Origin of the sequence: Flavobacterium sp. NPDC079362 (genome assembly GCF_050267765.1) — a bacterium.
Lineage (GTDB): Bacteria > Bacteroidota > Bacteroidia > Flavobacteriales > Flavobacteriaceae > Flavobacterium > Flavobacterium azizsancarii.
The window spans coordinates 199756-220868 of the sequence record NZ_JBNNFM010000005.1; the positions used below are offsets into that span (position 1 = coordinate 199756).

At 34.0% G+C, this 21113-nt stretch carries 22 protein-coding genes; all 22 read right to left on the reverse strand.

Annotation, left to right across the window (positions count from 1 at the left end; translation table 11 throughout):
• Positions 1-246 precede the first annotated feature (246 nt).
• Complete coding sequence (locus ACQKCJ_RS07405) at positions 247-1833, reverse strand: MDR family MFS transporter (RefSeq protein WP_271334327.1); 1587 nt, start codon at positions 1831-1833, stop codon at positions 247-249.
• Positions 1834-1837: 4 nt separating this feature from the next.
• Positions 1838-2917 (reverse strand): HlyD family secretion protein, encoded by a 1080-nt coding sequence (locus tag ACQKCJ_RS07410; protein ID WP_271334326.1) that lies wholly within the window; start codon positions 2915-2917, stop codon positions 1838-1840.
• A 12-nt stretch (positions 2918-2929) separates the two neighbouring features.
• Entirely contained in the window at positions 2930-4249 is a 1320-nt protein-coding gene (locus ACQKCJ_RS07415) for a TolC family protein (RefSeq protein ID WP_271334325.1), read from the reverse strand.
• Positions 4239-4868 carry a TetR/AcrR family transcriptional regulator gene (locus ACQKCJ_RS07420; RefSeq protein ID WP_271334324.1) on the reverse strand — a complete coding sequence of 210 codons (630 nt, stop codon included), beginning with the start codon at positions 4866-4868 and terminating at the stop codon, positions 4239-4241. Before ACQKCJ_RS07420 ends, ACQKCJ_RS07415 begins: the two co-directional genes overlap by 11 nt.
• A gap of 600 nt (positions 4869-5468) precedes the next feature.
• The gene (gene trpA / locus ACQKCJ_RS07425; RefSeq protein WP_271334323.1) at positions 5469-6230 is read right to left on the reverse strand and encodes a tryptophan synthase subunit alpha; all 762 of its coding nucleotides are present in this window, start codon (positions 6228-6230) and stop codon (positions 5469-5471) included.
• 66 nt (positions 6231-6296) lie between these two features.
• The gene (locus tag ACQKCJ_RS07430; RefSeq protein ID WP_271334322.1) at positions 6297-6617 is read right to left on the reverse strand and encodes a gamma-glutamylcyclotransferase family protein; all 321 of its coding nucleotides are present in this window, start codon (positions 6615-6617) and stop codon (positions 6297-6299) included.
• Between the two features lie 158 nt (positions 6618-6775).
• Positions 6776-7957, reverse strand: coding sequence for a tryptophan synthase subunit beta (trpB, locus tag ACQKCJ_RS07435; RefSeq protein WP_271334321.1), 1182 nt, complete (start codon positions 7955-7957; stop codon positions 6776-6778).
• A gap of 12 nt (positions 7958-7969) precedes the next feature.
• Positions 7970-8593 (reverse strand): phosphoribosylanthranilate isomerase, encoded by a 624-nt coding sequence (locus tag ACQKCJ_RS07440; protein ID WP_427401695.1) that lies wholly within the window; start codon positions 8591-8593, stop codon positions 7970-7972.
• A 166-nt stretch (positions 8594-8759) separates the two neighbouring features.
• Positions 8760-9539, reverse strand: coding sequence for an indole-3-glycerol phosphate synthase TrpC (gene trpC / locus ACQKCJ_RS07445; protein ID WP_271334319.1), 780 nt, complete (start codon positions 9537-9539; stop codon positions 8760-8762).
• 5 nt (positions 9540-9544) lie between these two features.
• Positions 9545-10234 (reverse strand): hypothetical protein, encoded by a 690-nt coding sequence (locus ACQKCJ_RS07450; protein WP_271334318.1) that lies wholly within the window; start codon positions 10232-10234, stop codon positions 9545-9547.
• 4 nt (positions 10235-10238) lie between these two features.
• Complete coding sequence (gene trpD / locus ACQKCJ_RS07455; protein ID WP_271334317.1) at positions 10239-11234, reverse strand: anthranilate phosphoribosyltransferase; 996 nt, start codon at positions 11232-11234, stop codon at positions 10239-10241.
• A 91-nt stretch (positions 11235-11325) separates the two neighbouring features.
• The gene (locus ACQKCJ_RS07460; protein WP_271334316.1) at positions 11326-11730 is read right to left on the reverse strand and encodes a GNAT family N-acetyltransferase; all 405 of its coding nucleotides are present in this window, start codon (positions 11728-11730) and stop codon (positions 11326-11328) included.
• A gap of 74 nt (positions 11731-11804) precedes the next feature.
• Entirely contained in the window at positions 11805-12371 is a 567-nt protein-coding gene (locus ACQKCJ_RS07465; RefSeq protein ID WP_271334315.1) for an anthranilate synthase component II, read from the reverse strand.
• An 81-nt stretch (positions 12372-12452) separates the two neighbouring features.
• Positions 12453-12899, reverse strand: a complete 447-nt coding sequence (locus ACQKCJ_RS07470; protein ID WP_427401696.1) for a hypothetical protein — start codon at positions 12897-12899, stop codon at positions 12453-12455.
• A gap of 78 nt (positions 12900-12977) precedes the next feature.
• On the reverse strand, positions 12978-14378 hold the full coding sequence (locus tag ACQKCJ_RS07475; protein ID WP_271334313.1) for an anthranilate synthase component I family protein: 1401 nt from the start codon (positions 14376-14378) through the stop codon (positions 12978-12980).
• A gap of 290 nt (positions 14379-14668) precedes the next feature.
• Entirely contained in the window at positions 14669-15949 is a 1281-nt protein-coding gene (locus ACQKCJ_RS07480) for a hypothetical protein (protein WP_427401697.1), read from the reverse strand.
• A gap of 209 nt (positions 15950-16158) precedes the next feature.
• Positions 16159-16725 carry a YceI family protein gene (locus ACQKCJ_RS07485; protein ID WP_271334311.1) on the reverse strand — a complete coding sequence of 189 codons (567 nt, stop codon included), beginning with the start codon at positions 16723-16725 and terminating at the stop codon, positions 16159-16161.
• Positions 16726-16756: 31 nt separating this feature from the next.
• Entirely contained in the window at positions 16757-17389 is a 633-nt protein-coding gene (locus tag ACQKCJ_RS07490) for an NAD(P)H-dependent oxidoreductase (RefSeq protein WP_271334310.1), read from the reverse strand.
• Positions 17390-17393: 4 nt separating this feature from the next.
• A complete protein-coding gene (locus tag ACQKCJ_RS07495) occupies positions 17394-17855 on the reverse strand; it encodes a MarR family winged helix-turn-helix transcriptional regulator (protein ID WP_271334309.1) in 462 nt (153 codons plus the stop codon).
• Between the two features lie 366 nt (positions 17856-18221).
• Positions 18222-19799 (reverse strand): glycerol-3-phosphate dehydrogenase/oxidase, encoded by a 1578-nt coding sequence (locus tag ACQKCJ_RS07500; RefSeq protein WP_271334308.1) that lies wholly within the window; start codon positions 19797-19799, stop codon positions 18222-18224.
• 117 nt (positions 19800-19916) lie between these two features.
• The gene (locus ACQKCJ_RS07505; protein ID WP_271334307.1) at positions 19917-20396 is read right to left on the reverse strand and encodes a DUF6691 family protein; all 480 of its coding nucleotides are present in this window, start codon (positions 20394-20396) and stop codon (positions 19917-19919) included.
• Positions 20397-20406: 10 nt separating this feature from the next.
• Positions 20407-20976: a YeeE/YedE family protein gene (locus ACQKCJ_RS07510; protein ID WP_427401698.1), complete on the reverse strand. Its 570-nt coding sequence runs from the start codon at positions 20974-20976 to the stop codon at positions 20407-20409.
• Positions 20977-21113 lie beyond the last annotated feature (137 nt).

Genomic DNA, 21113 nt, shown 5'->3' on the forward strand with positions numbered 1-21113 from the left:
GTCGGAGACTCGAACTATATTGTAGGGAGGGATTTTAATCCTTTTGATTTGAGGTACAAAGGTTCAAAGAAACAAAGGTTCATAGGTTTGTAATTGTTTCAGTTTAAAATTGAATAGACACCAGCTTTAGCTGGAGGAAATTAATAAAATCTAAAATTGGCTTTAGCCGAATTATTCCAATTATGTTAAATAAAAAAGCCGGACTAAATAAATAGCCCGGCTTTTTCGTATTATAAATAATTATTATTAATGCATTGCATCAGCAGGATTAATCTTGTTTTTTCCTTTTTTAATGAAAAATATAATCGGAATACAGCATAAAAACATGATTCCTAGGTACATGAAAATATCAATGTATGACATTACTGTACTTTGTTTTAAAACGGCATAATCTATAGCCTGATACGCTTTTTGTAATGCTACATCTGAACTATAGCCTTTTGATTCAAAAGCTCTTTGCATTCCTATGATGCGTTCCTGAACCTGGTGGTTTGTAGGATCTAAATTATTAATCAAATTCACTCTGTGTTCCTGACTAAAACGAGTTATAAATGTCGTGATAATCGCAATACCAAATGATCCTCCTAATTGTCTCATCATACCGGTAAAAGCAGCTCCTTCACCAATATGTTTTCCTTTTAATGTAGAAAGCGAAAGCGTTGTGATAGGTACAAATAGTAATCCCAATCCAATTCCTCTTAAAATCAAAGGCCAGTACATATGTTCAACTCCAGTATCAGGAGTCATACGTGTCTGCATCATAAAGGTAAAAAAGAAGAATACTAAAAATCCAACTCCAACCATATAACCTTGCGGAACACCTTTTTGAATCATATTACCAACAAATGGCATCATGATCGCTGTTGTGATCGAACCCGGAATCAATAATAATCCGGCATCAGTCGCTGTCCATCCTAAAACAGATTGCGTATAAATTGGGATAATTAAAGTTGATCCGTATAAACCGAAACCAAGAATAAAACACATTACTGTTCCAATTCTTAAATTCCCATCTTTTAAAACACTCAGGTTTACGATTGGATATTTATAAGTAAGCTCCCTCCATATAAATAATACCAATCCAAGAACCGTAACAACACTTAAGGTTACAATAAGCGAATCATTGAACCAATCATCTTGTTGACCATGTTCGAGAACGAATTGCAGTGATCCAATAAAAGAAGCCAAAAGTATAATTCCCCACCAGTCTACCTGGTTTGCTTTTAATTTTTCTCCATATTTTGGGCTTCTTACGAAAGTAAGTGCCAGAATAGTTGCAATAATTCCTAACGGAATATTGATATAAAAGATATAAGGCCAGGAGTAATTATCTACTAAATAACCTCCCAAAGGCGGACCTAAGGTTGGACCAACAATTACACCCATTCCGTAAATAGCCTGTGCCATACCACGTTTTGCTATAGGGTAACTTTCGGTAATAATAGTTTGAGCTGTTACTAATAAAGCTCCTCCTCCCATACCTTGTACGAACCTAAAAGCTACCAGTTCCCAGATATTAGTGGCATTTCCGCATAAAAAGGAACAGACTGTAAATAGTATGATAGAAGCCACAAAATAATTACGTCTTCCAAATTGCTGCGAAAGCCAACTCGTCATCGGAATTACAATAACATTCGCAATTGCGTATGCTGTAATTACCCAAGCCACATCAGTCAAAGTAGCACCAAGGCTACCTCGCATGTCTGTTAGTGCTACGTTTACAATCGTGGTATCTACAATTTCCAACAGTGCACAAAGTACTGCAGTAATCGTAATAATCACACGTCTATAACCGTATTCTACTAAATCATCATCTCCTTGTACTGCTGTCATTATATTATTTTAAATGTACGTCTACGTCAACATTCATACCTGGTCTTAGTAATTTTACTTTTTCAGGATCATTCGATTCATCCAAACTAATTTTTACCGGTAATCTCTGAATTGTTTTTACGAAGTTACCCGTTGCGTTATCAGGAGGTAACAATGAAAAACGTGATCCTGTTGCAGGAGAGAAAGAAGTTAAAGTTCCTTTGAATTCGTAGTTAGGGTAAGCATCTACTTTTAAGCTTACTTTTTGTCCCACAATCATTTTGTTCAATTGAGTTTCTTTAAAGTTAGCTACAACCCACGCTTCATTATTATTGATGATATAGAACAAAGATTGTCCAGGTTGAACCAATTGTCCAGGCTGAATGTCAACTTTAGAAACCTGACCGTCAATTGCTGCAGTTACAACAGTATAGGTTAAGTTTAAGTGAGCAACATCCAACATTGTTTTGGCTCTTTTGATATTTGCAGCAGCAACTTCAGTCTGTTTGTCAGAAACTTTAGATTTCGATTGAATTACAGATTTTTGGTAAGAACTTGCTCTTTGTTGTTGTTCTAAAACACGTACTTGATTCTCTGCTTCTTCTTTTGAAGATAAAGCCTGCTCGTATTGTTGTTTTGTAATCGTATGTGTTTTGTACAAATTATTGTAACGGTTATAATCGTTTGTAATTTGTCTTAATCTAATTTTCGCACTTTCGATAGAACCAGTTGCAGATCTCATATTCGCATCAGAAACTGATATGTTTGCATTTGCGCTACCAATATCAGCTTTTGCAGCTTCGTATTGACCTTCAGCACCTAGCAAAGCAGCGTTAGCTTCGTCGATTTTTAATTGGTAATCTCTTTTGTCGATAGTAAATAAAGTATCTCCTTTTTTTACAAAGTCATTATCTTTTACATACACCTTACTAATATATCCAGATACTCTAGGAATAATTGGATTCATTTTTTTCTCGATTTGAGCATCATCTGTTTCTTCGTGAGCTTGGGAGTGTAAGTATTTTGTTATTCCGTATGTTCCGCCCACTAAAACCAACACGGTTAGTATAATGATGAATTTAGTATTTGTTTTTTTCTTTTCCATGAGAGCTATCGATTATATTTTAGAAAGATTGAATGATTGTGATAATTGTCCTGATACTGAAAGTAATTCGTAATATTTTTGAATAATAGTTGCTTTGGACACAGCTGTATTTATTTTGGCACTTAATTGCTCAACATCAGCCTCAACCAAATCATTGGTATCCGCCAAACCATTGTCGAATTTATCCTTAACAAGTCTGTAATTTTCAGATGCCTGTTGAAGTGCTTCGTCATAGACAACACTTTGATTGATGGCTAAGTCATAATCTTCGATAGATTTTTGAACCTCAACCTTAATACGGTCTGTCATTACGGCTTCTGTATTTTTAACTTCCAAAGCTCTGCTTTCAGCTTCTCTTACGTGAGCACTATTTTTGTAAATTCCAGAGATGTCATAAGTTAAACCCAGACCAAAGTTCATCGCATATTTTACAGTAATGATGTCTTTAAGATCTAAAGCAGTATAACCACCAAGTAATGCTAATGTAGGATAGTAGGCTGCCCTTGCAACTTTAATATTTGCGTCCGAAGCTTTTTGTTGAAAACGAATAGCTTCTAAATCTTTTCTGTTTTGTAAAGCTAAAACATCAGATGTTGGTGCATTGCTGGTTTTTAAATTAAAGAAATCAGCTTCATTAACCTGAAGTTTTGTACCAGGATCCAACTTCAATAAAGTAGTTAGATAAAAGTTGATGTTATTAAGATTGTTATTTGCTTCATCAATTGATAATTGTGTTTTTGAAACTAATAATTGCGATTTTAATAAATCATTTCTAGGAATGATACCGTTTTTCTCTAATTCAATAAAATCAGTAACACGCTGTTTGGCGCTTTTTTGATTTTCGTTTAAAACATCCAAAGTTTTTTGAGCTTTATACAAAGCGGTGTAGTAAGTAATTACACGTAACGTAACATCTTCTTTTGTTTTAGCAGCATTTGCATTTTCAGCTCCGTATAAATTATCAGAAGCGTTAATGCTGTTTTGAATTTTAAATCCTGCAAAAAGAGGCAAACTTAAATTGGCCATTCCAAGCATTGCTCTGTCAGGAGATGCCAGAGATGCATTTTCACCCTGATTAGGCATACTAATTGAAGCTTTTGTAAGTCGTTGATATTGGCCGGAAACTTTAATATCCGGATACTGACTGTTTTTAACTTCTTGTAATTCGTACTTTTTTGTGTTTACCTTAGTATTGGCAAGCGTAACTTCGTTACTCTTCTCCCAAGCCATTTTTACGGCTTCGTCTAAGGTTAAACTTGTTTTTTCTTGTGCTTCTATTGATGAAATTCCGATAAAGAAAATACCAAAGAGCATTAATTGATTAATTTTCATAAACAAGTAGAGCTTTTATAGTTTGTTGAATGTGCTTTGTAAGACTGTTTTTAATGTAATCATTGTACATTGCTTCTGTTTTTAAATTCAGTAATTCTTCGAAGAAAGGTTTATTCATATGAAAGTGAAAAAAAGTTCCAATGATAGTAGGAGTGATAAGAGGAATGATTACATCTTTTCTAAAGATTCCTTTTTCCTGACCTTGAGTAATAATGCTCTCAACAGATTTTAAGTTTCCTTTTTTTAACTCTGTAAAAGCAATAAAACTTTTTTCTCTCTTTTTTGCATTGATTTCAAAATGCAATACCCTGAAAATCCCTTTGTTACAACTAATCCTGTTAATGTAAATTTCGATTAATTTATTGACTTTTTCAATAGGTTCGAGATTTTCCTGTAATAAATTTTCGAGCTGTAGTTTTAAATCAGAAGTTTTGTAGATGATTAGCGCTTCAAGCAGTCTTTCTTTTGAACCAAAATAATACGAAACCATGGCAATATTTATTTTTGCATGTTTTGAGATGTCTCGTATGGAAGTACCTTCGAATCCTTTTTCAGAGAAAAGCTTTTCAGCAACCTCAAGAATTTTAATTTTTTTATCGTTTAATTCGATGTTGTACATGATATTGTTTCTAATCGGGTACAAAATTAAACAAGCGTTTAAATTAAACAGTTGTTTAATTTTGTTTTAACATAATTTTAACAGAAAACCTTGTAGTTGTTTTTTGTAAATATTTAATTTTTAAAGACATAAAAAAAGCTGAAAAAATACCATTTGATATTGATTCAGCCTTGTGTTTTTTTTGTCTATGATAAAAGCAACTTTTTTAGGAGCTAATCCCGCTATCCGTTTCAATCTTTTGTGGCTCCCGGTAGCTCAATGTTATTAAATTAAGCCTTTTGTGGCAATTATAGCTAAAAAAAATCGCGCAAAGTCGCAAAGAAAATGGATTTAAACTTGGCGGCTTTGCGACTTTGCGCGAGATCAATTAGACAAAAGCATTGTATATTTTTCCTTAACTTAAAGACATTGCCTGATAGCTATTGGTGCTAGGTAAGTCATTTTCATGAGAATATTTTCGTTTAGTTTGTCATTCGAAGAATGAGAAATCACACTTATAATTCGATAAAGACTGGTGCTATTCTCTGTAGCGTTTTTGATGTGATTTCTCATTCTTCGAAATAACAAAACGATATCTAGATTGTTGAACTAATGATTTATTTACCTAATCTCCCCAACAAATTCTTCAATTTTTCCACTTCCTTTTTCACTTAAATGTTTAATAAAAGCACTACCTATAATCGCTCCTTTTGCGAATTTAGTAGCCTGATTAAAAGTTTCCTTATTCGAAATTCCGAAACCAATAATTTGTGGATTTTTAAGATTCATATTCGAAATTCTTTCGAAATAACTTTCCTGAGTATTTCCAAAACCGGATTGAGAACCTGTAACACTTGCAGAACTTACCATATAAATGAATCCGTTTGAAACGCTGTCGATAAAGCGAATGCGTTCGTCAGAAGTTTGTGGCGTAATCAGGAATACATTGATTAATCCGTATTTTTGGAAAATTGCTTTGTATTCATCTGCATAAACGTCAACCGGTAAATCAGGAATAATTAAACCATCGATACCAATTTCTGCACATTTTTTACAAAAAGCTTCAACCCCGTATTGTAACATTGGATTGAAGTATCCCATAATGATCAACGGAATTTTTACGCTTTCGCGGATGTTCTTTAGCTGATCAAAAAGAATTTGAGTGGTCATTCCGTTTTTAAGTGCCTGAGTAGAACTCGCCTGAATGGTTGGTCCATCAGCCAAAGGATCGCTAAAAGGCAAACCAATTTCGATTAAGTCTACGCCGTTTTTTTCTAAATCCTGAATGATTTGAACGGTATCATTTAAGTTAGGATACCCCGCCGAAAAATAGATAGAAAGTATCTTTTTATCTTCTTGTAATTTTTGAGTTATTCTGTTCATTGTTTTTATTTTTTATCCTAACACGTTTTTCTAAACAGGTTAGACAGCTATTTATATTATCTATAATTACTTATTTTCGGTATAAATCCATGCAACAGTTCCGGAGTTCAAAGTTACTTGAACCCTTTTATAGGCATTAGATTCAAATAAATCTATTTTAGCCAAATCTTCAGTCGAAATAGTGAAAAGAATACCTTTTATTGTATCCGAAGGATTTTCACTGGCTACTGCTACATGATAATCTTCAATTCCAAATTCTTCTTCGATTTGAAGATCCTTTAGTTTGTGACCATTGAGCTGGTCAGGTGTTCCGTTTAAGATTCTATTGAAAACTCGCATCTGAATTTCTTTCGATCGTAATGTTCCGTAAGAAAAGAACTGTTCCATAATAATTATTATTTTTCTCGTTATTTGTTTGCGTTAGGGATGCGAGCGAAATCTCCCGATTTAGAAAAACAAGGCTTTTTATCCTTAGTTTCTGTTAATTGGGATATAGCAGACAGCCCGATCCGCCGCGGCGGAGAATGCCGAAATTACGATTTTTATTACAATTTAAAATAATCGATGTAATTGTCTAAATCTTTATCGCCACGACCAGAAAGACTGATTACTACAATATCTGTAGGTTTAAATTTCTTTTGATCCAAAACTGCAAACGCATGCGCACTCTCGATTGCCGGAATAATTCCTTCTAATTTAGTCAATTGTAAACCAGCGTTCATAGCGTCGTCATCTGTAACCGAGAAAAATTCTCCACGACCTGTTTGTGCTAAATGTGCGTGCATTGGGCCAACACCAGGATAATCCAGACCTGCAGAAATTGAATAAGGTTCTGTGATTTGCCCGTCAGGAGTTTGCATTAAAAGAGTTTTGCAACCGTGAATAACGCCTACTTTTCCTAATTTACTTGTTGCTGCACTAAATCCGCTATCAACACCTTTTCCGGCTGCTTCAACGGCAATGATTCCAACTTCTGGTTCATGCAAAAAGTGATAATAAGTTCCTGCAGCGTTGCTTCCACCACCAATACAAGCGACTACGTAATCAGGATTTTCACGTCCTTCTTTTTCTTTTAACTGCCATTTGATTTCTTCAGAAATTACACTCTGAAAACGAGTTACCATATCCGGATAAGGATGCGGTCCAATTGCAGATCCTATAATATAATGCGTGTCAACCGGATTATTGATCCAGTCGCGAATTGCTTCGTTTGTAGCATCTTTTAAAGTTCTTGATCCTGAAAGTGCCGGACGAACCTCAGCGCCTAACATTTTCATACGAGCCACATTTGGTGCCTGGCGCGCAATGTCGATTTCCCCCATATAAACGATACATTCCAATCCCATAAGAGCGCAAACTGTTGCCGTTGCAACTCCGTGTTGGCCAGCTCCGGTTTCAGCAATAATTCTTTTTTTACCCAAACGTTTTGCAACCAATATTTGTCCAATGGTATTGTTTACTTTATGTGCTCCCGTATGGTTTAAATCTTCTCTTTTGAGATAAATTTTGGTATTGTATTTTTCAGACAAACGCTTGGCAAAATAAAGCGGACTAGGGCGCCCAACATAATCTTTTAGCAATTGATCGAACTCAGCTTTAAAATCTGGTTCGCTTGTTATCTTCAAATAGTTCTCACGTAATTCTTCTACATTTGGATACAGCATTTCAGGAATGTATGCTCCTCCAAACTCTCCGTAATATCCTTTTTCGTTGACGTTAAAATTCATTTTGTTGAAATTTTAAAGGTTGACAATTTCAAGTTTTCGTTTGAAATTGGTTAATAAATTTTTGTTTTTTAATCCAGGTTCGATTTCAAATCTACTGTTTACATCGATGGCATAAACCGGTAATTTTAGATTTTTAATCGCTGCTATTTCTTCAAGTCCAATACCACCACTTAAAAAGAATGGTTTGTTGGATTTATTATTTTTTAATATTTTCCAGTTGAAAGTTGCTCCGTTTCCTCCGGGTAATTTCCCTTTGGTATCAAACAGGAAATAATCACAGACATCCTCAAAAGGTTGTAAAACCTCGAAATCAAAATCGTCTCCAATTGAAAATACCTTTATGATTTCGATTCTTTTATTGATCTTATTTTTTAATTCCTGACAAAATTCAACAGATTCTGTCCCGTGTAACTGAACGGCCTGTAAATTGTGTTCGTCGATTTTCTTGATAATATTTTCAACTGATTCGTTTACAAAAACCCCAACTTTTTTGATGGTTTTTATCAGTTCCGGAATTGTTCCGTTAAAATATCGGGCGGATTTTTCGTAGAAAATAAATCCCATATAATCGGGTAGGAGTGAACCTACTTCGATTATGTTCTCGGGATATTTCATGCCGCATATTTTGAGTTTCATTGTTGTGGTGTGTATTTTACCGCAAAGGGCGCTAAGTTTTTTATATTTTGATTGTGCTTAAAAACGCTAAGTTCGCAAAGCTTTGTGTTTTGTTTTGCCACGAAGGCGCAAAGGCGCAAAGTTTTTATTGATTTTTATTCGTGCTTATTCGTGAAATTTGTATTTATTATAAGCCTTTTATAAATTCTGTTGCTGCTTTTCCTGCGTTATCAGTTTTCATGAAGTTTTCTCCAATTAAAAATCCGCTGTAACCGTAAGGTCTAAGTTCAGAAATAGCTTCGATAGACGAGATTCCGCTTTCTGAAACTTTTACGAAATCATCCGGAATTTGTGATGCTAATTGTTTACTGAAATCAAGACTTACTTCAAAAGTTTTTAGGTTTCTGTTGTTCACACCAATCATATCCAAACTTGGCATAATCGATTTTTCTAATTCTTCTTTATTATGAACTTCCAATAAAACTTCTAATCCTAATTTCTTTGCAAATTCAGATAACGATTTGATTTCTTCACGCGTTAAAACCGCTGCGATTAATAAAATCAAATCTGCTCCAAAAGCTTTTGCTTCCAGAATCTGGTATTCGTCGACAATAAATTCTTTTCGCAAAAGTGGAATATTTACACTTGCTCTTGCCAAAAGTAAATCGTCTAGAGAACCACCAAAATATTTTCCGTCAGTTAAAACAGAAATTCCGCAAGCGCCTGCGTTTTCATATCCTTTTACTACTTCTTCAACCGTAAAACTGTGATTAATAACAGATTTTGAAGGAGAACGACGTTTGTGTTCTGCAATAATTCCAGTAGAACTTACTTTTAGTTTTTGACTTAGAGAAATCGTTTGTCTTTCAAAAAATACAGAACTTTCCAATTGCGAAACCGGAATGATTGATTTTTTAAGAACTACTTCTCTTTTTTTGTCAACTATAATTTTATCTAAAATATTCATATTCTTTAATTGATCTTTTTTTGTTTAATTACCAATGTTTCGTTTCCGTTTTTCTGAAATTCATAGTCTGAGGATTCAAGAGTTACGATGAAATCAGAATTAAAATGATTAATGATGTCTTCTAAAATTTCCGATTTCACTGCATTTAAATTTAATATCGGAAATATTCTTATTTCTTTACATATTCGTAACATCTCACTAATTGATTGAATGTGAAAATCCAATCCTAGTTGCGAATATAGAATCAAAAAATGGGAGCTTAAGCCCAAATCAAATTCCAATGCTTCGTATTTTGTTGGCGTCGGCAACTGATGATAAATATATCTTTGTTGTTCTTTTCCTATTTCAAAATCGTCAATAAAGTTGGCCATTGCGCTCATGCGAATTTGCTCCAATTCATCTACGTTTTTAATGTTTTTCCAAACGAAATTCTCCTGATTAGCTCTCGTTTGTTTTATAACGGTTTCTTTAGTTTCGTCGATTCTTTGTTTTAATTGGGCTTTTGTAAATTGATAAATAGGATCTAATGAAACCACCTTTTTATCAAATTTTGTCATTTCTGAATTGAAACTTGCAGGTCCATCCCCAAAACTGATAATACTACTATTCAAATCGGAATCAGTTAATTTAAAAATTTTGATATATTCCTCTAAACTTCGACCCCATGGAACTACACTTTTTAATTCAAAAGCCATGACTTTAATTTTTACTTAATTCTTGTAATGTATTCAATGCTTTTAATCCTTTTCCAGAGAACAAGCTTTCTTTAGCCAATTCAAAACCTTCTAGTGGAGAACATTTTGTAACGGTTGCAATTGCCATTGCTGCATTTGCACAAACAACATTATTCTGTGCTTCGGTTCCTTTTCCGGAAATGATATTGGTAAACATATCTGCCGATTCTTCGATGGTTTTTCCGCCTTCGATTTCGTTTTGTTTTAAAAGTCTAACGCCAAAATCTTCTGGTTTCAACATTCCTTCCATGTGTGATGTTATCGTTTTGGTTGGGCCTGTTAAGGAAATTTCGTCATATCCGTCAAGCGAATGTAAAATCGTAAAATTGATATCTGTATTCTGATATAAATAAGCATACATTCTTGCCAATTCAAGATTGAAAACTCCAACCAGTTGATTTTGTGGGAATGATGGGTTTACCATTGGTCCCAACATATTAAAGAATGTTTTTACAGCTAATTCTTTTCTTATTGGTCCAACATTTTTCATTGCCGGGTGAAATAAGGGAGCGTGTAAAACACAAATTCCCGCCTTGTCAATACATTTTTCCAGAAAATCAGCATCATTGCTGAATTTGATTCCCATTTTTTCCATTACGTTACTTGATCCTGAAATAGAAGAAACTCCGTAATTTCCGTGTTTAGCCACTTTTATTCCGGCTCCCGCTGATATAAAGGATGCCAAAGTCGAGATGTTGAAAGTGTCTTTTCCGTCACCACCAGTTCCGCATAAATCGATTGTATTGTATGCTGATAAATCAACGCGAACGCATAATTCTAACAATGCTTCACGAAATCCCGAAAGCTCATCGATTGTAATGCTTCGCATCATAAATACGGTCAAAAATGCCGAAATCTGACTTGGGTTGTAACTTCCGCTTGAGATATTAATCAATACGTTTTTGGCCTCTTCTTTAGAAAGCACTTCGTGATTGATTAGTTTATTTAATATATTTTTCATTTTTTCTTTTAAGTTGCTAAGGTTCTAAGTTGCTAAGTTTTTTGAGAACTGAGACTGAGACTAAAAACTGAGACTGTGACTGAATACTATTTTAATGTTCATTCCCCTGATAAATCCACATGGGTTCTGTTTTTCCCGCACGTTCAAATCCGTTCTTTTTATAGAAATCAACTGAACGTCCGTCTGCTGTAAGCATTTGCATGTGAAAGTGACTGTATTTCTCCTGCATTTTATCTACAATCAATTTTCCAATTCCTTTTCCCTGATATTCCGGAAGTACTAATAAATGCGGATAATAAACAGTTAAAAATCCGTCAGAAATTGCATTCCCAAGTCCAACTAGTTTTTTTTCTTCCCAAGCTGTAATTAAGGTTTCAGAGTTTAAAAGACCATTATACAATTCGTTTGGTTTACTTGCTGAACTCCATTCATTTGCTTTGTATAAAATCAAAACATCTTCAATATTGATTTCTTTAGTTTCTGAAATAGTAATCATTTTTTAAGGTTCTAAGTTGCTAAGATTCTGAGTTGCTAAGGTTTTTTTCTGAGACTGAGACTGTAAACTGAAAACTAGCTTTTTATCCAGTTTTCAAGAATCCTTTTTCCATTTGGAGTCAAAACACTTTCAGGGTGAAACTGAACGCCTCTTACATCAAATGTTTTGTGTCTCAATGACATAATTTGTCCGTTTTCATCGATTGAAGTTGCTTCAAGAACATCTGGCAAATTGCTATCAACAACCCACGAATGATATCTTCCTACTTCGAATTCGTTTCCTAAACCTTCAAATAAAATTTCGTCTGAAACTACTGTTTTTACATTCGTGGCTACACCATGATACACTTTATCAAGATTAGAAAGAGTTCCGCCAAAAACTTCTCCAATTGCCTGCTGTCCTAAACAAACTCCAAGAATGCTTTTTGTCGGAGAATATTTTGCAATTACCGCTTTTAATAAACCTGCTTCATCCGGAATTCCAGGACCTGGAGAAAGTAATATTTTATCGAAAGATGCAATTTCATCAATATCAAATTCATCATTTCTATATACGGTAACTTCACAATTTAAATCCTCTAAATAGTGTACTAAATTATAAGTGAAACTATCGTAATTGTCTATAACTAATATTTTTTTCATTTTTATTTTTGTTTCAGGTTTTCTTTGTTTCAAGTTTCAAGTTCTGTGACAGAAAACTGCGACTGAAAACTGATTATTTTTTTACTTTTCTCGAACGTATTTTTCAGTGATAGTACGGTCTATTCCTAATTTTTCTACTTTTTCGATTCCTTTTTGAGTTAAGGTGTCATTTTTAATTTTTACTGTAAACTCAAATTTTCCATTTTCCCATTGTCTGTTATTGAAGAACTCTAAATTTTCAGTATAAATACTATCCTTTAAAGTGTATTTTCCGCCTCCGCCAAAGAATACTGCTGAACTATCTTTTCCGTTATTCAGATCATGATTGAAAAAAGCAAAATGCGTATCATTTATAATTTTAATCATTTTTGTTTTTGGATTGAAAGTCGAGAATGTCGAATCTTTCTCAGTGGTTTCTGCTGATATCAATCGCCAGGTTCCATTTAAAGGAAGTGCCTTTGAATCTTTCTTAGTTTCACAAGAAATGAATGATACAACAACAATCAAAAAAGCAATAATATTTTTCATAGGTTTTAGGTTTAGGTGTTATTTGTTTCAAGTCTGACGTTCCAACAACTTGAAACATGGAACTAAAAAAACTTGAAACTAAATTTTCTCCGCCATTTCCAGTGCTGTATTCAAAGCTCTTAGTTTATTATACACTTCCTGCATTTCACTTTCTTCGTCTGAGCTGGCAACAATTCCTGCTCCGGCCTGACAATGTAATTGGTGATTTTTACTCAGGAAAGTTCTGATCATGATCGCGTGATTAAAGTTGCCTTCAAAATCCATGAAACCAATTGCGCCTCCATAAAAATTACGATTTGTTTTTTCATAGTCTTCAATCAATTGCATGGCTCTGTGTTTTGGTGCGCCGCTCAAAGTTCCTGCCGGAAAAGTATCTGCAACAACTTGCATAGTCGTAGCTTTTTCATGTAAATGTCCTGTTACTTTAGAAACCAGGTGAATCACGTGCGAGAAAAACTGAACTTCTCTGTATTTTTCTACGTTTACATCGTGTCCGTTTCTGCTTAAATCATTTCTCGCCAAATCGACTAACATTACGTGCTCGCTATTTTCTTTTTTATCCTCAGAAAGTTGTTTGGCTAAAACCGCATCACGTTCGTCATTTCCTGTTCTTTTGAAAGTTCCGGCAATTGGGTGAATCTCCGCTTTTCTGTCTTTTACGATAATTTGTGCTTCAGGCGAAGATCCAAATATTTTGAAATCTCCATAATCAAAAAAGAACAAATATGGAGATGGGTTAATGCTTCTTAAAGCACGATAAACATTAAATTCGTCACCTTTGAAACCTTGTGTAAAACGACGAGATAAAACCAATTGAAAAACGTCACCGCGGAAACAGTGCTTTTTGGCTAAAGCCACATTGTGTTTGAATTCGTCATCGGTTAAGTTAGAGAAACCTTCGCCTTCTTTTGTGAATTTATAAGATGCAATATTTCTGGATTGCAGCAATTGTTCAATTTCAGAAATATTGTTTCTTCGGTCTACGCTATGACAAAAAATATAAGCTTCGTTTTTAAAGTGGTTGATGGCGATAATGTTTTGATAAACTGCATAAAATACATCAGGAATTAAAGTAGCGGTATCTTTTTTTGCAATCGAAACTTTCTCGAAATAGCGAACAGCATCATAAGAAATGTATCCAAATAAACCGTTATTAATGAATTTAAAATCATTTTTTTCTGATTTAAACTGACCTGAAAATTCCTGAATTACTTCCGGAATATTAGTCGAAGCATCAATATTAATTTGCTCCGCTGTTCCGTCAGGAAAAGTCTTTGAGATGATTTCGTTTTCTATTTTAATTGTCGCAATCGGGTTGCAGCAGATGTAAGAGAAACTATTATCATTTCCGTGATAATCACTACTTTCAAGCAATAGACTATTAGGAAATTTATCTCTGATTTTAAAATAAATACTTACTGGCGTAATTGTATCTGCCAGAATTTGTTTGTAATGTGTGTTGAGTATAAAAGGTTTCAAAGTATGTTGTTTTTAGTTTTTAATTTATTTTAAGTTTTGACCAAAAAAAAAGGCTTGTCGTGATGACAAGCCTTTTATATTTATAGTTTTACAGTACCATAGGAAGCTTTGTTCACGACGTTTGACGTAAATTCTTCCACCACCAAGTATTGTTTATTATTGTTTTCATATTTTATTTTGATGGGACAAAGATATAAATGTAATTTGAATTAGAATACATAAAATTTCAAAAAAAACTTTTCTAATTTTTAAAATTTGTTAAATTTCATTCCTTGGATAGGTTTAATTGTCTAATTTCCAATTGCAATTGTATTGTTTTGGTTCACTCTAAAATCTGGATTTCCTTTGATATTAGGCGTTGTAAACAGTTCACTGTTTTTAACTTTTGTAAAACCAATTTGAAAATCAGGATTACTGTAAAATTGCTGAATAGCCTGATTTGCACCACCTGCTTCACTCGTAATTCCGCCATTGCAGCTGTTAACGATTAGATTTTTGAATGTGATTTTAGATAAGTTTACATCTCCATTTCCAATATTTCCTTCTAGTAAAACAAAAGGACTAAAGCCTGAAATAATACTATTTGTTAGATTAAAAAAAGTATTTTCTCTTACGTAAACAGATTCTCTTACAAGACCTTGATTGTTCTCTTCCAGATTAACTAATGTAATGTTATTGGCATTTATCTTAGTCAGTTTTTTAGACATATCCGTGTTTCCAATTTTATCATAGGAGTCTACTTCAAAACATCTGGATCCTGAAACATCTGATGAAAATGGGTGGCGAATAGCAATACTATTGCTTATATTAATTTGGGCACCTTGTGTAAAATCAAAATCATCGTCTGTAGTTCTGTATGAAACGAGGTTAGTCATGTTTAAATCGCCACCATAACATTCAAAAGAATCATCGTTAGAATAACTAATCTGAATATTACTCAAAATTGTTTTTCTTCCAACACCCGCTAGCGAAAGTCCGTTAAGTTCTTTGGCGGCGCTAAGCTTTCGTCCGGAATATTCTATTCGAACATATTTTAAGATACCTGAATTGTCTTCGGTATCCTGACCACCGTAATGATTTAGCATAGGTTCAAGATCAAAAGGTAAAGTGTGTATGCCTCCAATGGTATTTATAGGAGCTTTCCCTAAAATGATAATTCCGCCCCAGTCGCCGGGTTTTCTTTCTGTAATTTCTTTATTTGATGTAAAAACAATAGGATCAGTTTCAAGACCTTCGGCAATAATTTTCGAACCATTGGTAATAACGAGAGTTCCACAAGTTTTATCATCTCCACGAATAACCGTTCCGGGTTCTATAGTCAAAACTGCATTTTTGGTTACATAAACAACCCCAACTAATTGATACGTATTTCGTTTTAATAGTTTAGTGTCTTTGTCAATAGTTCCGGCAATAATATTTGTCGTCTCATTATATTCAGTATTGGCAGGTTTAAAATTCGTCCAGTTGCTCATCCAGTTAGTGTTGCCAATAATCCCTTTAACTTGTTGTTGTGCTTGTATAAAAAAAGTGCTTAGAAGCATAATAATTGCAATACGTACTTTTGTTTTCATAACTATGATGTTGATTTCTAGTTTTGTTTTTTAATGAGTCCAAAATTAGAAGGCGAATGTTAATCAAAGTCTTATATGCTATTACGAAAGCGTTACGCTACTATTAAGAATGTTATCTTTTTGAAATTAGTGTAAAAAGAAACCCCAATAGTTTTAGAACCATTGGGGTTTTTCTTATAATAATAAGAATTGTATGCGAATTTAAAATATTAGAATTTTAAAGCAACAGTTAATTCGAAATCATCATTGATAGTTTTGTCTCCTAAGTTTTCGAAGAAGTTACCAGAGTTGTATTTGATATCGTATTTAGTTCTGTCAACTTTGAAAGCTGTTGTAGCAGTATTTCCAGCTACAGTGATATCAAAAGTTACAGGTTTAGTAATTCCTTTAATAGTTAAATCAGCAGTTACAGCATAAACGTCAGTAGATTTAGTACTGATAGTTTTGAAAACTAATTTTGCAGTTGGGAATTTATCAGTTCCAAAGAAATCGTCAGCTTTCAGGTGACCATTCAATTTCCCTTGGTATTCTCCAGTTAAATCTGTAGAAGTCAATGAAGTCATGTCAACAGTAAAGCTACCACCAGTTAATTTTTTTCCTTTAAAAACTACAGCACCGTCTTTAAAATTTACAGTTCCAGAGTGTTCTCCAGTTACTTTTTTTCCTACCCATTTGATAGTACTTGCTTTAACGTCGATTTTTTTAGTTTGAGCATTTACTGAAATACTAGCCGCTGCTACGAATAATGCTATTGCAATTGTTTTTAAATTTTTCATGTTGTTTAAATTGATTGTGGATTAATAATAATTATATAGTGATAAATAATTCCTCGTTTGATTTTCTAACTTTTTTGTAGTGTTGCGTATCATCTTCACCATGTCTGTAACCTACAGTAGCAATTACTGACGCGTTTAGACCTAGTTTGTCTAAACCTAAGATTTCATTGAATGCTGCAGCATTAAATCCTTCCATTGGTGTTGCATCGATTTTTAATTCAGATGCAGCGCTTAATAAAGTTCCTAAAGCGATATAAGTTTGTTTTGCTGTCCAGATGTTTTTAGCCTCTTGCGATAAATTAGCAATTGTACCTTTCATCATATCTGCAAATCCAGCCAAAGCATCAGCAGGAACACCTCTTGTTTCGCTAATGTTTTTGATGTATGCATCTACAGATTCTGCTCCTGCGTTTAAGTCATTTGCAAAAATAAACAATTGAGACGAATCTGTAATTTGAGTTTGCCCGTAAGCAGCTGCTTTTAGCTTTTCTCTAATTTCCGGATTTTCTACGATAATAACTTTATAAGGCTGTAATCCGTATGAAGAAGCACTTAATCTAACCGCTTCTTTTAAAGTATTTAAATCTGCTGAAGATATTTTTTTTGTTGCGTCAAATTTTTTGGTCGCATATCTCCAATTTAGATTGTCTAATAATGTGCTCATAATATTAATTTTGTTGGGTTCTGTATTTTTCTAATAATTTATTTAATAATTCTAATTCTTCAGGACTTATATTCTCAGCAAATGCACGTTCATGTTCATCCACCTTCGGGTCTAATTCTTTCAAAACATCTAATCCCTTTTGGGTGATCAAAACTTCAATTTTACGTCTATTGCCGGGGCAAACATTTCTGGTAACAAAATCCTTCAAGAGCAGTTTATCTACTAATCGGGTTGTATTACTCGTTTTCGCCAGCATTCGTTCCTGTATTACACACATATTAGCAGGATTTCCTTTTTGTCCTCTTAATATACGTAACACATTATATTGTTCTCCGGATAAATCATACGGTTTTATCAACTCGTTGAAATGATCCAGAATCACGTTTTGCGTGTACATGATATTCAGAATAACTTTTTTCGCATTATCCATCTTAACTGTACTTTTTATAACCTCTTCAATTGTCATAGTCGTAAGTGTCTAATTTGTATATACAAATGTATATCTTTTAATAGTTGTATATACAAATGTTGTGTTAATTTTTTGTTAATTGAGTTAGAGCTAAATTGAAGATATATAAATCCTATATAATTAGTATAAAAATAATGTATTTTTTTAAATTAAAACATTGCTATCATGATATTTAACGATTGTTTAAACTAATCCATTTTAGAAAGTAATTCTGAAGGGGTTACTTTTTTTACTCTTTCTTAAATGCTGTCGGGCTCTGCGCGCTACTTCGGTAGCAAGCTTTTATCCCTCACGCAATAAAAAAAAGCAGAAACCTGACCGATTTTTAAACCTGTCGGGTTCGATAATTATTAAAAATAAACTTTATTGAAATTCAGATAAAAGAAATCCTTTTGAGATCTCTTTAAAGTTTAAAACCTCTTTTTTTATCCAGGTATCATCGTGTCCAAGTTCTTTTGCAATTAGTTTCGCCACTTTTTCTGAAGATTGAATTGCAGCTCTGGCGTCTAAAAACAGTAACCGAACACGTCTTGCCAGAATATCGTCTACCGTTCTGGCCATTTCATATCGAATCGCCAATACAACTTCTGCCATGGTAAACTCATGATCGGGATGTAATTTTTCGTTTAGTTCAGGATTGTTCAGTTGCAATTCGATTATTTTAGCAATATCAGAACCATAGATATACAAATGATTTTCTCTGTCTAAAGTTGTAGTGACTTTGTTTCCATGAATAGCAAGATGTTGCGTAACACATTGTTTTTTAATTAGTTTACCTGTACTAATGGCTTTATTTATAATGTCTTCGGCGATTTTTCTGTAAGTAGTCCATTTTCCTCCCGTAATCGTAATTAGTCCGGTTTCTGAAACAATGATTTTATGACTTCTGGAAACCTCTTTAGTACTTTTTCCTTCTTCTTTTGGAGCCGCCAAAGGGCGCAAACCTGCAAACACAGATAAAACATCACCTCTGCTAGGCTTTTTTGCCAAAAAACGTTGTGCTGTTTTAAGTACAAATTCAATTTCGCTTTCTAAAGCAATAGGTTCTAAACTTTGTTTTTTGATGAGAGTATCAGTTGTCCCAACAACGATTCGATTATGCCACGGTACCGCAAACAATACACGTCCGTCACTTGTTTTTGGAATCATCAAGGCATGATCACCCGGTAAAAATGATTTATCAAAAACAAGATGAATTCCCTGACTCGGTACGATATATTTTTTATAAACCGTATCGTTTAATTTCATTATGGCATTTGTAAAAACGCCAGTTGCATTGATTATCGCAGATCCTTTTAGATCATATTTGTCTCCCGTTTCCTGATCTGAAACCCGAACACCAGTTATCTGGTTTTTATCGTCTTTTAATAAAGCGACAACTTTTGTATAGTTTAAAAGGCAAGCACCTTTTTCGACAGCTGTTTGCGCAAGGTTAATAGCCAGACGCGAATCATCAAATTGCCCATCGTGATAAATAACACCACTTCTTAAACCGTCTTCTTCTACGTTAGGCAACATTTCTATTGTTTTTTTCTTCGAAATATATTTTGAACTTCCTAAACTTAAACTGCCCGCCAGTAAGTCGTAAAATTTTAATCCGATAGTATAAAAAGAACCGCCCCACCAATTATAATTCGGAATCACAAAAGATTGATTTTTGACTAAATGACCTGCATTCTGAGCCATTAAGCCCCGCTCTTTTAGTGCTTCCCGTACCAAGTGCAAATCGCCTTGTTCTAAATAGCGTACGCCGCCATGAACTAATTTTGTACTTCTGCTAGAAGTTCCTTTTGCGAAATCTACTGCTTCGACCAGAATAGTTTTGTATCCCCTGCTCGCGGCATCAAGAGCAGTTCCTAGTCCGCTTGCTCCGCCGCCTATTACAATAACATCCCACTTTTTAGTGTTTTTTAAAGTCGATAACTGTTCTGAACGTTTCATATTGTAATTCTTAGATTTCTTTTTGAAGGCGTTTATTTCTAATAACAAACATAAGGAAAAAACAAAACCCGACTAGTTTTTAAACTTGTCGGGTTTGATTTATATTAAAAAATATATTTAATGAGGAAGTTTGTCCTTAAAGAAACCGTAAACCCACGTTCCTAAAATGGCACTTATTAAAGTCACAACAATTACAGTAACTCCAGTTCCAATTTGCGCAAAAAGTGGTCCGGGACAAGCTCCGGTAATTGCCCATCCAAAACCAAATAAAAGTCCGCCGTAAATTTGTCCTTTATTAAAGGTTTTAGGCTGAATTTCTATTTTTTCTCCCTGAAGGGTTTTGATATTAAATCTTTTAATGATCTGAACAGATATAAGTCCAACCACAACGGCACTGCCAATTACGCCATACATAAAAAAGGATTGCAAGTGAAACATTTCCTGAATGCGATACCAGCTGATGATTTCGGCTTTTACGAATACAATTCCAAAAAGAATTCCGACCAACATATATTTTAGGTTCGAGAATCCCGAATCTTTGAATTGACTTCCGTTGGTTCCTTCAGTGTCTGTGTTTTTGTTTTCTAAATTATTCATTTTTGAAATTTTAAAGTGAAAGAATATAAGGTAAAATCAAAAGAGACATAATAAAACCGCCAATCATAAAGCAAATTGTTGCTACTAATGAAGGCCATTGCAAATTTGAAATTCCCATAATCGCATGACCGCTGGTACAGCCGCCTGCATAACGCGTACCAAAACCAACCAAGAATCCTCCAACGACGATCATGATAAATCCACGAAGCGTGAATAAACTTTCCCATGAAAAAAGCTGTGCTGGCAATAATCCTGAATGATCGGTGATTCCGTATGTCGCTAATTGCTCAGAAAGCTGTGGTGTAATTTCAACCGGATTTGGATTGGCTAAAAAATGCGACGCGATAACTCCGCCAAGGAAAATTCCGAAAACGAAGAATAGATTCCAGCTTTCTTTTTTCCAGTCGTATTTAAAGAATGAAATATTTGCCGGAATACAAGCTGCGCAAATATGACGAAGCGAAGAACTAATCCCGAAAGATTTATTCCCGATAATCAATAAAATAGGAACTGTTAACCCAATTAACGGACCTGAAACGTACCAAGGCCAAGGTTCTTTTAAAATTTCTAATAGAGTCATAATTTATTTTAAAATTAGATTTTTAATTTTTTTACCATTAAGATATTAAGGAGATTAAGATGTAGCAACTTAATGAGTCTTGATAAAGAAAGATTAAGAATAATTTGCCTGATAAACTTAATGTCTTAATGGTTAAA

Excerpts from the sequence above, each read along its gene's own strand:
- ACQKCJ_RS07405 (WP_271334327.1), bottom strand. The coding sequence starts at position 1,833 with ATGACAGCAGTACAAGGAGATGATGATTTAGTAGAATACGGTTATAGA.
- ACQKCJ_RS07410 (WP_271334326.1), bottom strand. The coding sequence starts at position 2,917 with ATGGAAAAGAAAAAAACAAATACTAAATTCATCATTATACTAACCGTG.
- ACQKCJ_RS07415 (WP_271334325.1), bottom strand. The coding sequence starts at position 4,249 with ATGAAAATTAATCAATTAATGCTCTTTGGTATTTTCTTTATCGGAATT.
- ACQKCJ_RS07420 (WP_271334324.1), bottom strand. The coding sequence starts at position 4,868 with ATGTACAACATCGAATTAAACGATAAAAAAATTAAAATTCTTGAGGTT.
- trpA (WP_271334323.1), bottom strand. The coding sequence starts at position 6,230 with ATGAACAGAATAACTCAAAAATTACAAGAAGATAAAAAGATACTTTCT.
- ACQKCJ_RS07430 (WP_271334322.1), bottom strand. The coding sequence starts at position 6,617 with ATGGAACAGTTCTTTTCTTACGGAACATTACGATCGAAAGAAATTCAG.
- trpB (WP_271334321.1), bottom strand. The coding sequence starts at position 7,957 with ATGAATTTTAACGTCAACGAAAAAGGATATTACGGAGAGTTTGGAGGA.
- ACQKCJ_RS07440 (WP_427401695.1), bottom strand. The coding sequence starts at position 8,593 with ATGAAACTCAAAATATGCGGCATGAAATATCCCGAGAACATAATCGAA.
- trpC (WP_271334319.1), bottom strand. The coding sequence starts at position 9,539 with ATGAATATTTTAGATAAAATTATAGTTGACAAAAAAAGAGAAGTAGTT.
- ACQKCJ_RS07450 (WP_271334318.1), bottom strand. The coding sequence starts at position 10,234 with ATGGCTTTTGAATTAAAAAGTGTAGTTCCATGGGGTCGAAGTTTAGAG.
- trpD (WP_271334317.1), bottom strand. The coding sequence starts at position 11,234 with ATGAAAAATATATTAAATAAACTAATCAATCACGAAGTGCTTTCTAAA.
- ACQKCJ_RS07460 (WP_271334316.1), bottom strand. The coding sequence starts at position 11,730 with ATGATTACTATTTCAGAAACTAAAGAAATCAATATTGAAGATGTTTTG.
- ACQKCJ_RS07465 (WP_271334315.1), bottom strand. The coding sequence starts at position 12,371 with ATGAAAAAAATATTAGTTATAGACAATTACGATAGTTTCACTTATAAT.
- ACQKCJ_RS07470 (WP_427401696.1), bottom strand. The coding sequence starts at position 12,899 with ATGAAAAATATTATTGCTTTTTTGATTGTTGTTGTATCATTCATTTCT.
- ACQKCJ_RS07480 (WP_427401697.1), bottom strand. The coding sequence starts at position 15,949 with ATGAAAACAAAAGTACGTATTGCAATTATTATGCTTCTAAGCACTTTT.
- ACQKCJ_RS07485 (WP_271334311.1), bottom strand. The coding sequence starts at position 16,725 with ATGAAAAATTTAAAAACAATTGCAATAGCATTATTCGTAGCAGCGGCT.
- ACQKCJ_RS07490 (WP_271334310.1), bottom strand. The coding sequence starts at position 17,389 with ATGAGCACATTATTAGACAATCTAAATTGGAGATATGCGACCAAAAAA.
- ACQKCJ_RS07495 (WP_271334309.1), bottom strand. The coding sequence starts at position 17,855 with ATGACAATTGAAGAGGTTATAAAAAGTACAGTTAAGATGGATAATGCG.
- ACQKCJ_RS07500 (WP_271334308.1), bottom strand. The coding sequence starts at position 19,799 with ATGAAACGTTCAGAACAGTTATCGACTTTAAAAAACACTAAAAAGTGG.
- ACQKCJ_RS07505 (WP_271334307.1), bottom strand. The coding sequence starts at position 20,396 with ATGAATAATTTAGAAAACAAAAACACAGACACTGAAGGAACCAACGGA.
- ACQKCJ_RS07510 (WP_427401698.1), bottom strand. The coding sequence starts at position 20,976 with ATGACTCTATTAGAAATTTTAAAAGAACCTTGGCCTTGGTACGTTTCA.